16 protein-coding genes and 1 tRNA gene are annotated in these 11,321 nt (G+C 60.5%); 10 read left to right on the top strand and 7 right to left on the bottom strand.

The window, feature by feature from the left end:
• Positions 1 to 149: 149 nt before the first annotated feature.
• A complete protein-coding gene (gene msrA / locus NKJ94_RS35860; protein WP_352532334.1) occupies positions 150 to 812 on the bottom strand; it encodes a peptide-methionine (S)-S-oxide reductase MsrA in 663 nt (220 codons plus the stop codon).
• A gap of 73 nt (positions 813 to 885) precedes the next feature.
• Positions 886 to 1,209 carry a hypothetical protein gene (locus NKJ94_RS35865; protein ID WP_352532335.1) on the bottom strand — a complete coding sequence of 108 codons (324 nt, stop codon included), beginning with the start codon at positions 1,207 to 1,209 and terminating at the stop codon, positions 886 to 888.
• A 461-nt stretch (positions 1,210 to 1,670) separates the two neighbouring features.
• On the opposite strand from NKJ94_RS35865, the gene NKJ94_RS35870 reads away from it, so the two are divergent.
• Positions 1,671 to 1,760: transfer RNA gene (locus NKJ94_RS35870), tRNA-Ser, on the top strand.
• A 121-nt stretch (positions 1,761 to 1,881) separates the two neighbouring features.
• Here NKJ94_RS35870 and NKJ94_RS35875 read toward each other — a convergent pair.
• The 5 genes from NKJ94_RS35875 to NKJ94_RS35895 all read right to left on the bottom strand — a co-directional run bounded on the left by NKJ94_RS35875 (position 1,882) and on the right by NKJ94_RS35895 (position 5,272).
• Positions 1,882 to 2,334, bottom strand: a complete 453-nt coding sequence (locus NKJ94_RS35875; protein ID WP_352532337.1) for a cupin domain-containing protein — start codon at positions 2,332 to 2,334, stop codon at positions 1,882 to 1,884.
• A 378-nt stretch (positions 2,335 to 2,712) separates the two neighbouring features.
• Positions 2,713 to 3,120 carry a hypothetical protein gene (locus NKJ94_RS35880; protein ID WP_352532338.1) on the bottom strand — a complete coding sequence of 136 codons (408 nt, stop codon included), beginning with the start codon at positions 3,118 to 3,120 and terminating at the stop codon, positions 2,713 to 2,715.
• Between the two features lie 273 nt (positions 3,121 to 3,393).
• A complete protein-coding gene (locus NKJ94_RS35885) occupies positions 3,394 to 3,666 on the bottom strand; it encodes a hypothetical protein (protein WP_352532340.1) in 273 nt (90 codons plus the stop codon).
• Positions 3,667 to 4,125: 459 nt separating this feature from the next.
• Positions 4,126 to 4,725, bottom strand: coding sequence for a YdeI/OmpD-associated family protein (locus NKJ94_RS35890; protein WP_352532342.1), 600 nt, complete (start codon positions 4,723 to 4,725; stop codon positions 4,126 to 4,128).
• Positions 4,726 to 4,846: 121 nt separating this feature from the next.
• Entirely contained in the window at positions 4,847 to 5,272 is a 426-nt protein-coding gene (locus tag NKJ94_RS35895; protein WP_352532344.1) for a cupin domain-containing protein, read from the bottom strand.
• An 881-nt stretch (positions 5,273 to 6,153) separates the two neighbouring features.
• Between NKJ94_RS35895 and NKJ94_RS35905 the strand changes: the two genes are divergently transcribed.
• From NKJ94_RS35905 to NKJ94_RS35945, 9 genes are all read left to right on the top strand, one after another.
• Positions 6,154 to 6,384: a hypothetical protein gene (locus NKJ94_RS35905; RefSeq protein ID WP_352532346.1), complete on the top strand. Its 231-nt coding sequence runs from the start codon at positions 6,154 to 6,156 to the stop codon at positions 6,382 to 6,384.
• 73 nt (positions 6,385 to 6,457) lie between these two features.
• On the top strand, positions 6,458 to 6,736 hold the full coding sequence (locus NKJ94_RS35910) for a DUF982 domain-containing protein (protein WP_352532348.1): 279 nt from the start codon (positions 6,458 to 6,460) through the stop codon (positions 6,734 to 6,736).
• A gap of 142 nt (positions 6,737 to 6,878) precedes the next feature.
• Positions 6,879 to 7,061 carry a DUF3606 domain-containing protein gene (locus NKJ94_RS35915; RefSeq protein WP_352532350.1) on the top strand — a complete coding sequence of 61 codons (183 nt, stop codon included), beginning with the start codon at positions 6,879 to 6,881 and terminating at the stop codon, positions 7,059 to 7,061.
• Complete coding sequence (locus NKJ94_RS35920; protein WP_352532352.1) at positions 7,061 to 7,243, top strand: hypothetical protein; 183 nt, start codon at positions 7,061 to 7,063, stop codon at positions 7,241 to 7,243. The genes NKJ94_RS35915 and NKJ94_RS35920 overlap by 1 nt, the downstream gene beginning before the upstream one ends.
• 136 nt (positions 7,244 to 7,379) lie before the next feature.
• Positions 7,380 to 8,459, top strand: a complete 1,080-nt coding sequence (locus NKJ94_RS35925) for a glycosyltransferase family 2 protein (RefSeq protein ID WP_352532354.1) — start codon at positions 7,380 to 7,382, stop codon at positions 8,457 to 8,459.
• Positions 8,440 to 9,141, top strand: coding sequence for a class I SAM-dependent methyltransferase (locus NKJ94_RS35930; protein ID WP_352532356.1), 702 nt, complete (start codon positions 8,440 to 8,442; stop codon positions 9,139 to 9,141). The genes NKJ94_RS35925 and NKJ94_RS35930 overlap by 20 nt, the downstream gene beginning before the upstream one ends.
• 74 nt (positions 9,142 to 9,215) lie before the next feature.
• A complete protein-coding gene (locus NKJ94_RS35935; protein WP_352532358.1) occupies positions 9,216 to 10,703 on the top strand; it encodes a hypothetical protein in 1,488 nt (495 codons plus the stop codon).
• Between the two features lie 341 nt (positions 10,704 to 11,044).
• On the top strand, positions 11,045 to 11,134 hold the full coding sequence (locus NKJ94_RS35940; RefSeq protein ID WP_352532360.1) for a K(+)-transporting ATPase subunit F: 90 nt from the start codon (positions 11,045 to 11,047) through the stop codon (positions 11,132 to 11,134).
• Positions 11,135 to 11,159: 25 nt separating this feature from the next.
• Positions 11,160 to 11,321, top strand: a 162-nt coding sequence (locus tag NKJ94_RS35945; protein WP_352532362.1) for a potassium-transporting ATPase subunit KdpA, incomplete at its 3' end; no start/stop codon positions are given.

Here is an 11,321-nt window from a genome sequence, read left to right on the forward strand (position 1 = left end):
CCCTCGGGGCCGGCGGGGTGGGCGCCCCCCCCGCGCCGCCCACGCCGCCCCCCACCAAAAAAAAACTCCTGTTTTTTTTTTCTTTTTTGCCCCGGGGGGGGCCCCCCCGGCCCCCCCCACAGCATGTTCCTTGCGTCAGGGGCATAAAATCAGGCGGAGACGGCGGCCGGGATGGCGCAGGTGACGCCGGTTCCCTGCAGGCCGCAATAGCCGTAGGGGTTCTTGGCCAGATATTGCTGGTGGTCCTCCTCTGCGAAGTAGAATTCCGGCGCCGGCGCGATCTCGGTGGTGATCTTGCTGCGGCCGGCACCGCGCAGCGAGGCCTCGTAAGCATCGCGCGAGGCGATCGCCGCCTGGTATTGCGCGTCATTGAACGTGTAGATCGCCGAGCGGTAGGTGGTGCCGACATCATTGCCCTGGCGCATGCCTTGCGTCGGGTCGTGGCTTTCCCAGAACAGCTTCAAAAGCTCGGCATAGGACACGATCTTCGGATCGTAGACCACAAGCACGACTTCGGCATGGCCGGTCAGGCCCGTGCAGGTTTCCTGATAGGTCGGGTTGGGCGTGACGCCGCCGGCATAGCCGGCCGCTGTGACCCAGACGCCCTCGATCTGCCAGAACAGGCGCTCGGCGCCCCAGAAGCAGCCCAGCCCGAACATCGCCGTCTCCAGCCCTTCGGGATAGGGACCCTTGAGCGGCCTGTTCGAGACAAAGTGCTTCGACGCCGTGGGGATCGGCCGGTCGCGGCCGGGCAGCGCCTCGGATGGCTTCGGCAGGTTGAGTTTCTTGTTCAGCATGTCGCTGAGAAACATGTGCGGTTTCCTTTTCTTCTTAGTTGAGCCTTCCCTGATCCGGCAATGCTCGGTCCGGGAACGCTTGGAAATGTCAGGTCGCGGCGAACCGCCCGGTGGGGCGCTGCCGCCTGTAGCCGATCGCATAGAGAATGAAGGCCAGCGCCGCGAACACGGCGAAGCCGGGCTGGTTGAGCACCCAGGCGATGGCGCCGTCCCACAGCAGCGGGTTGACCTTGTCGCGGACGAAGCTTTCGAAGGCGCTGCGCGTATCCGGCGAGACGGCGAGCCAGCTGGTGTTGAGCGGGGTCATCACCAGTGCCGACGCCGCCACCGAGCGGGTCGCGTCGAGCACGGCCATGATGACCGAAATCGAAAGCGCGATCATTGCGGCGAGACGGAAGACGAAGCGGAACATCCAGACCCTTCCTCCCCAGGAGTTTATCAGAATGTCGTGTCGGACTGTTAAATAGGATCTACGCGCTCTGTCCGCAATCGCGACACGCGAAGTTGAACCTGCGCCGCCTGTTTGTGCCGGAGCCGGTCGCGCGCTGGACGGCGAAGACACCGCCGCCGATCGCGTGCCGACTGCAAGCCTGCTGCCTACATTGGTCGACTGCTGCTGCCTCGAGAACGGCGAGCCGGCGGTAGGCCAGGGCATCCCTATCTGGCAAAGCGAATACAGTGCCGTTATGTCTTGGCATTCGGCACCGGATCGACTAGATGAGCCCCGCACCTGTTGCTTTGACGGCTCGGGGGCGGGGAAGGGTATCCGCTGGTTGACGGCGCCCACGGCCGGAATTCCGGCCGGAATCCCAAGGGAGATGCATCTCCCCAACCCGCGCGGCGAAACCGGCCGCGGCGAAAATGCTAAAGGATGGAGAGGTGGCCGAGTGGTTGAAGGCGCACGCCTGGAAAGTGTGTTTACGGGAAACCGTAACGCGGGTTCGAATCCCGCTCTCTCCGCCACTACTAAATTGAAATAATTGAATAATATTCCTCTTTGCAGAACACACTCGCGGATTCGAGTCTAGGCCTTGGTTGAAGCTTTCGCGAGGCATTCGAACGCTGAAGGCCAAGTATCGAACTGTCACTTTTTGCTCGGATCGTCCGCCGGGTTGACGTAGGTGATCGCGAACGGCCCGTCGCCATGAACCTGGATAATCGTATCGCTTGTCGTCCACGCGAAGTGATTCATTCCGGCCGGCGCAACGCCGAAGCCACCAGCAGTCAATTCGATGCCTTTCGCCTCGTCGAGCTTGTCGCCCATTCCGATATGAAAGTTACCGGAAAGCACCGTTATATATTCCGCGGTGGGATGATTATGTGCGGCAATTTTGTAGCTGGCGGGCGTCTTTAGCCGCAGCACATAAGGCCCATCCTTCGAGGGGTCTCCAGCAATAACAGCTATCTCGGCGCCAGCAGGAATGACAGCAGGAGCAGGGGCCCATTTGATACTGTCCGCGTTCATTGGCATGTCATCAGCCAACAGGGGCGCTGTCCCGATAAACAGCAGTGCCAGAGCCGAGGCGACCTTGAGCATGATATCTCTCCATTTCGTTCGTAGAGGATGGCGCTTAGCATGAACGCTGAGCCACTAAACCTATTGGCCTACCAAGGCAGAGGCACGACGGCATCCTCCGAACGGGGGATGCGCGATCCTTCCGTTTTTGGCGTTGAACATCTGGAATTTCGGCACTATCCAGTAGGTGCGTTCGTATCGCATGTTGACCGGTGCTGCCCTTAGACCGCTGAGATTCGCGCGCCCGGCATCTTCGTCAAATGGGACACTAGCGGATAGTTGCCGCTGAGCAGTGGGTCCCTTCCGGGTTCCTACTGCGGATCGGGCTGCATCACCGATCGGCCCGCGTTCTTCGTCAGAGGCGCGGGCTTTTGGTCGGCTCAGCAATATCGCGACGGTTTAGCGCGGAACTGCGGGTATTCCTGAGACTGAGCGCGCCGTTTCGCCGGAGAAAACCACGAAGGCAAAGATCAGCACGGCGGCAGCGACAATCATTGAACCGGTGGCGACGATCGGCTCAAGCGCCGGATTTCCCTCCAGCATCAGGTAAAGCGCCGGCAGCATCACGACCAGGCCAAGATTGTAGACGCCATAGTGGATCATCGCCGTCCTGCGGGCAGCCTTCGCCGGGTTCAGGGCATAGTAGCCACCGAATATTGCACTGGTGACCCATCCCAGCAGGTTGATGTGCGCGTGAGCCGGAAACGCCCCGTGATCTCCTGAAATTGCCATCTGCAGGCCGGCTGCAATTCCCAGAATAAGAAAGACGATGGCTGTCTTGAAAAAGAGCTCCGAAACTTTAGGCATGTCATTTCTCCCAAACCCGTTTTGCCGCCGCATCATGCTTTGGTCCCGGTGATCTTGCCAAGGGGACCGTCGGGCCTGCGGAACCATTTGTTGTTGGCCTGACGACCCATTGGCGGCCGGCCGCCGGGCCTGGCCGGTTCGCGAGACCGGCCGGCAAAAAATATGCGCTCACGCTAATTTAATTGCAATATCACCCGCCAGGCTTCCATGTCGTTCTCACTAGGGAAGTGTCCTGCACGATGGTGGTGCCCATACGCCCCAAAGGTCTCCCCGTCACTGTTGCAGCCGGGCCTCGCCAAACTTCTCCCACAGCCGTGCGCAATCTGTTGCTCTGAGGCTGGGGGTTCCGAGTGGGCCGTACATAATGACGGCGGCGTGAACATCGTAGCCAACGATAGGTGCATTGGCGACAAAGTGGATAGCCTCACCCAATCGGCGGGGGCCAATTGCCGCGTCGGTTTTGTTGGTGATGTCGAAGACACCACGAATGTCCGCTTCCTGGTTCCTGGCTGCCAACGCAGCCGCCATTACCTTTTCGTGCACCATCGAAATCTCTCCTAACGGTCTAAGTCTAAGAACCGCGGCTTGTGCTGGCCCGGCAGCTGACCGGCAAATCGAAGTGCTTTTTGCCGCATCTCGATTGGCTCTTGCTGCGAGCCACTCCGCCCGCGCCCGCGGCAAGCCGATAAGGCAACTGCCAGCGAAGTCCGTAGGCACGTCCACGGTCGTATCAAACGCGGCCCACGTGCCAGTCGGCTCCTGAATGGGCAAAAACCTCATAACAGCGCCTGCTAATATACGTATGCCGACTGTGGGGACGGAGCTTTGTTCCTGCATCGACTAAACGAATGAGAGATGGTGTCGAAATGCCAGGCGACGCTCGTCGAAAACAATCGTCTGCGACATCGCCAGGATCGACGGTGGGCCTGAGCTGCGATCCGACCGCATCGGGGCTCGCCGACAGGGACAAGCACAAGACGCAGCGCCGGCACGCCTCGTCAGATGTCACTTTCTGCGCTGCGGATAAATCGTCTCACCGCGCGTCAGCATCTCCACGAACGCCGCGATCTTCTTCTTGCGTCCGGCTTCGGTCTTCATGTTGTGGGTGCGGAAGGCGAGCGCGAAGCGGTTTTGCTCGCTGAGCTTTGCCAGCATCTCTTTCGCCTTGGGCTCGGCGTCTATTGCCGCCTGGAGATCGTCGGGGATCTTCATGCCCTTGCCGCTTTTGTAGGCCCGCGCCCAGCGGCCGTCGGCTTTGGCTGCCTCGAGCTGCCTCAGCCCATGCTCGGTCATCCGGCCCTCCTCGATCAGCCGGGCGACATTGTCGATATTGATCTGGCTCCAGGTGCTCTTTTTGCCGCGTGGGGTGTAACGCTGCAGGTAGCTTTTGTCGTCGAACGCCTTGCGCACCGCGTCGATCCAGCCCCAGCACAACGCCACGTCGATGGCTTGCTTCGGCGTGATCGACGGCAGCCCCGAATCGAGCTTATGGATCTTGATCCACAGTTCATTCTCGCTGTCGTGGTGCTCGCGCAGCCAGGCATTGAAGCTGCCGGCATCCCTGAACTCGCGCACCTTGGCGGGGTCGACCTTGACGGGCGCCATCAGACTGTCCGCCTGCGACGCAGACGTATAACGACGCCAAGCCGCTTGCCTGCCGCGCGCACGCTCATCTCAGCTCCGAGGCCGCCATCCGCAGGCCTGATGGTTCTTGCCGGCACCGCATTCAGCCTGCACGATTGGGCGTGCCGAGGACATGGGACTTCGGCGGCAGCATGACGTCGTCGAAGGTCTGCGTGAACATTGCCGCCGCAAAGAAAGCGACGGCGCGCAGGGTTTCGGTGCCGGTATTGACGAGGTCGTGCCGGATCGGCGTCGGGAGCACCAGGACACTGCCGGGCCCGACCGGGTGGGTGGTGCCGCCCTCCATGTGCAGCTCGCCGGTGCCGGCGATGATGTATTGCGTCTCCTCGGTGGCGTCGGTGTGCCATCCGAGCCGCTTGCCGGGCTCGATCTCGTAGACAATGACCGAGGACTGGGTGGTGCCGTGCCCGCCGTAAACCGCGAAGGCGCCGGCCCATTTGACCGACGGGTCGTCCTCTGCCCAAACCGGCGAACGTTCGAGCCTGTCGGATGCGACGACTGCGGTCATGGCTTCGTTCCTCTCTCGGCGATTGCGAACACAAAACCTAGATGATTTTTCTGGTCTGCGTCAGCAAAACTCGCTGCCAACCATTCCCCTCGCCCATTGCACGTAACGATTCCCGGGCTGCGATCCGGCACGCTCTATTCCCGGCTCGGATCGCCGGGCCGATTTCACAACGCAACCAAGCCTTTACCTTTTAGCCAGTTTGGAGTTGCCCCTGCGTTGCGTTCGTGGTCCGGTACAACCAGGGCGCTCAATGCGGCATTCGGCAACGGTCGCCTCACCGACCGTCAAGGCAACACAGGAGATAGCAATGGGCATTTTCGACAGTATCAAAGGTGCGATTTTCGGAAGCGCGGTTGCGGCCGAAGCACCGCCGGCGCAACCCTCCGCCGCGCCTGCTTCGAGCACGGCCCCCCAGCCGACGGTGGCTACACGATCCGGCCCGGCTGCAACTCCGGCTCCGGCCACGCAGTCCGCGCCGTCCTCTGCCCCGGACATCGCCTCCATTCTCGACCGTAACAATGAATCTATGGCTGCATGACGCACTGATAAAAAAACTGGCCGAGAATGGCGGCAAGCTTCCGAGCGACCTGGCCGCCTAGTCCTGCCCGCAACCGTGATCGCGCTCTTGCCGTGCTGACTTCGGCGGCAACCGAGCAGATCAAGCTGCCAAGTAAAATTGAGACCCATCCCGGCCGTCGGGATGGGTCTTTGGCGACGTGGCATGGCACAAAAGCGCTGCCGCCTCGCGCCCGGATTGCCTCACGCAAAACCGACGATTTTCGGTCGCCGTCCGCGCGCTGGTAGGACCACCATTTTGCTGGCGAAACGCGACGTTCGGCGTATCATTCTCCCGGGAGAGGGTTCATGGCGGGAGGAAGCCAATGAACGTGGTGCAGAGGGTGACTGTCGCCGACTTGACGGCCCAAGAGCTTGTTTCATCTGCGCTTTCAAGATTCGGCGCTGGCGACACCATATCGACGAGGGCGATGCTGGACGTCGTTCGCCGGACGGCCCCGGCGTGCTGCGACAGCGATGACGATCTGGTCGAGCTTATCGTCATGACGGCCGTTGGTAGGACCATGGGGGTCGTGTTCGACCATCGGTCCCGTTAGATATCAGGAACGAATACCAGGCTGCACCGTTCAGTCCGCAAAACTTATCTCGCTTGAGTTGTGGAATGGTGCCATGCGTGATGAACAATTCGACGTTCCCGTGACAATAGAGACTGGGCGGAACGGACGCATCCTGACGGTGACGCGGGCGGTCGAGGCCGCATCGCTATTGGTCGAAAAGTGGCCGGACGAAAAGCGCGGGCCGAAATATCGCTCGGCCTTGCAAGCGATGATGGACGCCATGGAGCAGCGGCGGGCGGTTGGCAGCGCCCGACGGGCATTCACTGCTGCCGCCAAGGAAGCCAGCCTGTTTGTGCGCGAAGTCCGGCCTGGCGCCAAGCCCTCGTCTTGAACGTGTCGTCTCTTGAGCATGTCGTCGTCCCGAAACCGCCGCGCATGCCGGGTCATGCCGAAGGGCAGGCTATTGGGCGACACGAAGGAACTCCCGGAAATCTTGCCCGTTATGCTCTCGTGGAGATGAGGAGAGAGCTGCCATGGCCGATGACAAAACCAGGACCGACAGCCGCGACCGCTCGGCTCGCGGCGAAGACTATGAGGTACGTCATTTCGCCGAGGAAGCGGGCATTACCCCGCATCAGGCACGCACGCTGATCAAGCGCCACGGCACCGACCGCAAGGTGCTGAACGAAATCGCCGAGAGCATAAGAGCGTTGTAATGGCTGACAAGAAAGCCGCAATGGCCGACAAGAAGAAGCGCGATCCGGACGACAAGGAAGCCCTGCACCTGGCCGAGACCACCGACGTTTCGCCGAAGCAGGCGAAGGATCTGATACGCAAGCACGGCAAGGACAGCCCGAAGGTCGAGAAGGAAGCCAAGAACTTCAAGGCCGAGGGCTGAGCCGCCGAAGGTCTTCGCCCGTCGCCCGCAACTTGACGCTCGAACGCGCCAGCCGGTTAGATGCGCGGCACAAGGGTTGTGGCCGTAATCCTGCAGCTTATCGGTTTTCTAACAAATTTGGCCTATTCCCCGTTTGATGACGGGAGCTGGGTTATTGGCACAAACAGGGAAAAGCGCGGCGCGGCGCGTGGTTGCGCTGTCCGTCGTCGTGCCTTGCTACAACGAGATCGGCGGTATCGCCGAGTTGCACCGGCGCGTCACCGCCGCTTGCCGCGAGCAGGTTGGCGCTTCCTACGAGATCGTCCTGGTCATCGACGGGGCGACCGACGGCACCCGAGAGGCCATTTTCGAGCTAGCCAACCAGGATAGCCACATTGTCGGCCTCGACCTTGCCCGCAATTATGGCCACCAGATCGCGCTCAGCGCCGGGCTGGAATTCTGCCGCGGCCAGCGAATCCTCATCCTCGATGCCGACCTCCAGGATCCGCCGGAATTGCTCGAAGCGATGATGGCAAGGATGGATGAGGGTTTCGATGTCGTCTACGGCCAGCGGCTGAAGCGCCAGGGAGAAGGCTGGTTCAAGCTGGCCACGGCCGCCTTGTTCTATCGTCTGCTGCGCAAGATGGTCGACGTCGACATGGCCCTTGATTCCGGCGATTTCCGCCTGATGAGCCGCCGCGCGCTCGATCACCTCAACGCCATGCCCGAACGCTACCGCTTCATTCGCGGCATGGTGAGTTGGATCGGATTGAAGCAGGTGGCCTTTCCCTATGAAAGGCATCAGCGCTTCGCCGGCGCCACGCACTATTCGCTGAGAAAAATGGTGCTTCTGGCCATGGATGCGATGACCAGCTTCTCTATCGTGCCGCTGCGATTTGCCTCGCATCTCGGTATGATCTTCGGCATTCTCGGTCTCGTCGCGCTCGGCTACACGCTGTTCTCATGGTTCATCGGCAGCGTCCTGCCGGGGTGGACGAGCCTGGCAGCAATCGTCCTGATCCTCGGCAGCGTCCAGCTTCTGGTTCTCGGTATCTTCGGCGAATATCTCGGGCGCATGTATATGGAGACCAAGCGGCGCCCTCTCTATCTGATAAACGAGATTGCTGCCCACGATCCCGCCGCCGAGAAGTTGCCCGTCCATCGTCTGCAGGAGTTGGCCCAGGGACTGACCCGGGAGCCAACGAAGGGGGCCACGCGTGCTTCAGGCCGAGTTTGACCAGTTCGCGCGCGAATATCACGAGCAGCATGCGGCAAGCATCCGACTGAGCGGCGAAACGCCGGATTTCTTTGCGCGGTACAAGATCGACGATGTGGCCACAGTGCTCTCTCGATCCGGTGCCAAGCCGCGACGGATACTTGACTTTGGCGCCGGCGTCGGAAATTCGCTGGGGCCGATGCGCGCGGCATTTCCCGATAGCGAAATTGTCCTGCTCGATCCCTCGCAGGATTCGCTCGACATCGCCGCCAGGCGTTTTCCCGACCAGGCCGAGTTCCGGCATTTCGACGGCGAGACGATCCCTTACGAGAACGGCAGTTTCGATGTCGCCTTTGCCGCCTGCGTCTTTCATCACATCCCCGAGAACCTCCATGTCTCCTTGCTCAAGGAGATCGAGAGAGTGCTGGCCAATGGCGGCAGGTTTTTTCTGTTCGAACACAATCCATGGAACCCGCTGACAAGGCACGCGGTGCGAAACTGTGCTTTCGACGAGAACGCCGTGCTGATCGACGCAACGCAAATGCGCAAACGAATAGCGGCTGCGGGCTTCTCCGGGCTCGATATCGTCTACCGCATCTTCTTCCCGCGCCTGCTTGCAAGATTGCGGCCGCTCGAGCGCTTCCTCACCAGTCTTCCCCTTGGCGCCCAGTATTTCGTGCATGCGGTCAAGCCCGTACGTTGAGCGTCCACGGACGGGCTCGGCGGAATGATGCCTTGATTGGAACCTTTTCACGCTACAGCAGCTCAGGAACAGCAATGCGCGAAACACTGGCATTCCCTGAGGCAAGGCTGGCGACAGAAGACACTCAACGCGCAAGCCTGGTGTTTTGCCTGTTGGCGGCGGTCGTGATAGCGGCCGCGCTCCTTGGCTTCGCCACCTCGCTGCTGCAGGACCCAGACAGCTGGTGGCACATCAAGGTCGGCACGGATCTGCTGGCAAGCCGCACATTCCCGACCGTCGATGCCTACTCCTACACCTTTGCCGGCCACCCATGGATCGCCAAAGAATGGCTTGGTCAGGTCCTGCTGGCGCTGGCCTACAAGGCGGGTGGCTGGAACGGCGTGGTGCTGCTGGCGGTCGCAGCGATCGCGCTGACGGTCTTCTTGATGTCGTGGTATCTCAGCGCGTGGTTGAAGCCGACGCTGGCGATAGGACTGACGCTGGTTCTCGCGCTTTTGATCGGACCAATCTATGTCGCCCGACCCCACATCTTTACCTTACCCATCATCGTCGTCTGGACCGCCGGTCTTTTCGAAGCCGCGCGCAACGAGAAAGCGCCGCCTCTATGGCTGCTGGCGTTGCTTTGCCTGTGGGCCAATCTCCATGCCACCTTCACCTTCGGTTTCGTCATCGCCGCCTTCGCCGGCCTCGATCTCCTCATGCGCACGCGCTTCTCGAACCCCCGGCTGCTGGCCAAGTGGATCGCTTTCGGGCTGCTTTGCCCGCTGGTCAGCCTGCTCAATCCCTATGGCATCAAGGCCATACTCGCCACATTTACGGTGGCCTATGGCAATGAGGCGGTGCCTTACATTACGGAGTGGCAGCCATTCGACGCCTCGCGGCATACCCTCCAAGAGGTGGCTCTGCTGATGGCCTTTTTCGGGCTGCTCGTGTCGAGATTGCGCATTGGCTGGGCCAAGGCGCTGTTCCTTGTCTTCGCGTTGCACGTCTATCTCACCCACATACGGTTCATGTACCTGTTCTTTCTTCTTGTCCCGGTCGTCCTTGCGGTCGAGGTCGCGCAACAATATCCAGCATTTTCAGCCGCGAGATGGGCGGCGGAAAAGCGCGACGGGCTCGAACAATTTTTCGCGCGGCATTTTTCCAAAGTTTGCGCTGGAATTGCCGTTTTGCCGGTTTTGGCGGCTGCGGCCTTCATGGCCTATCCGGTCGTGCCGAGCCAGAAGACCTCGGCGAGGGACGCGCTGGCATTCGCCGAAAGCCACAATTTGTCGGGCAATCTGCTGAACTCCTATGATTTCGGCGGCACGCTGATTTTCCATGGCATCAAGACATATATCGACGGCCGGGCGGATCAGCTTTTCCTGAATGGCTTTACGGAAACGGATGAGCAGACGGGGCACAGCCGGGGCAAGCCGATCCTGAAAGCCCAACTCGAGAAATATGCGATAGGCTGGGCATTGTTGACCGCCGACGACAGCCGCATTCCGTTCTTCGACGAACTGGGCTGGAAGCGGGCCTATGCGGACCATTACGCGGTGATCTATACCCGCGCAGACTGAATCCCGGCAACTTCGCGCGCCGGTGCGCACCTCCCTCCTGAAGCTGCGGCCAGCGCCGAGGCGGCGCCAGTAAAATCCTTATGGGATTTTAATTTCTTTGCTCCGCGTCCCGTCTCGAACCTTTATGGCACTTTGATCCATATTCGCCAGAGCGATGTATCCGGCCGCCGATATGATCAGGCGAACGGGCTCGGACAGTATTGTCCCAGTTGACAAGAACAAACTAAATATAAGGAAAATGCACGATGGACATCGTTGTTGTCGGTATTGGAATCTCGTTCTTTGCTCTATGCTTCGGCTACATCAAAGCTTGCGACAAGTTGTAAGTTAGGGATCGCAACATGCTCTTCGACTATATCCTCGGCGGCACCGTGACCCTGTTCCTTCTCGCTTACCTGACATACGCCCTCGTTCGCCCGGAACGATTCTGATCTCCGCTGGCAAGGAGCCAACCCCATGACAATCACCGGATGGCTGCAGATCCTCGTCTATTGCGGGATCGTCGTTTTGCTGGCGAAGCCGCTCGGCGGCTACATGCATCGCGTTTTCAGCGGCGAGCGCACATTCCTGTCGCCAATTCTGGCCCCGCTCGAGCGCGGGCTCTACCGCATATCCGGG

The organism is Mesorhizobium sp. M0060, assembly GCF_040323155.1.
Taxonomy (GTDB): domain Bacteria; phylum Pseudomonadota; class Alphaproteobacteria; order Rhizobiales; family Rhizobiaceae; genus Mesorhizobium.

Bases quoted from the DNA above. Each gene is read 5' to 3' on its own strand.
- msrA (WP_352532334.1), bottom strand. From the start codon at position 812: ATGTTTCTCAGCGACATGCTGAACAAGAAACTCAACCTGCCGAAGCCA.
- NKJ94_RS35865 (WP_352532335.1), bottom strand. From the start codon at position 1,209: ATGTTCCGCTTCGTCTTCCGTCTCGCCGCAATGATCGCGCTTTCGATT.
- NKJ94_RS35875 (WP_352532337.1), bottom strand. From the start codon at position 2,334: ATGCTCAAGGTCGCCTCGGCTCTGGCACTGCTGTTTATCGGGACAGCG.
- NKJ94_RS35880 (WP_352532338.1), bottom strand. From the start codon at position 3,120: ATGCCTAAAGTTTCGGAGCTCTTTTTCAAGACAGCCATCGTCTTTCTT.
- NKJ94_RS35885 (WP_352532340.1), bottom strand. From the start codon at position 3,666: ATGGTGCACGAAAAGGTAATGGCGGCTGCGTTGGCAGCCAGGAACCAG.
- NKJ94_RS35890 (WP_352532342.1), bottom strand. From the start codon at position 4,725: ATGGCGCCCGTCAAGGTCGACCCCGCCAAGGTGCGCGAGTTCAGGGAT.
- NKJ94_RS35895 (WP_352532344.1), bottom strand. From the start codon at position 5,272: ATGACCGCAGTCGTCGCATCCGACAGGCTCGAACGTTCGCCGGTTTGG.
- NKJ94_RS35905 (WP_352532346.1), top strand. From the start codon at position 6,154: ATGAACGTGGTGCAGAGGGTGACTGTCGCCGACTTGACGGCCCAAGAG.
- NKJ94_RS35910 (WP_352532348.1), top strand. From the start codon at position 6,458: ATGCGTGATGAACAATTCGACGTTCCCGTGACAATAGAGACTGGGCGG.
- NKJ94_RS35915 (WP_352532350.1), top strand. From the start codon at position 6,879: ATGGCCGATGACAAAACCAGGACCGACAGCCGCGACCGCTCGGCTCGC.
- NKJ94_RS35920 (WP_352532352.1), top strand. From the start codon at position 7,061: ATGGCTGACAAGAAAGCCGCAATGGCCGACAAGAAGAAGCGCGATCCG.
- NKJ94_RS35925 (WP_352532354.1), top strand. From the start codon at position 7,380: ATGACGGGAGCTGGGTTATTGGCACAAACAGGGAAAAGCGCGGCGCGG.
- NKJ94_RS35935 (WP_352532358.1), top strand. From the start codon at position 9,216: ATGCGCGAAACACTGGCATTCCCTGAGGCAAGGCTGGCGACAGAAGAC.
- NKJ94_RS35940 (WP_352532360.1), top strand. From the start codon at position 11,045: ATGCTCTTCGACTATATCCTCGGCGGCACCGTGACCCTGTTCCTTCTC.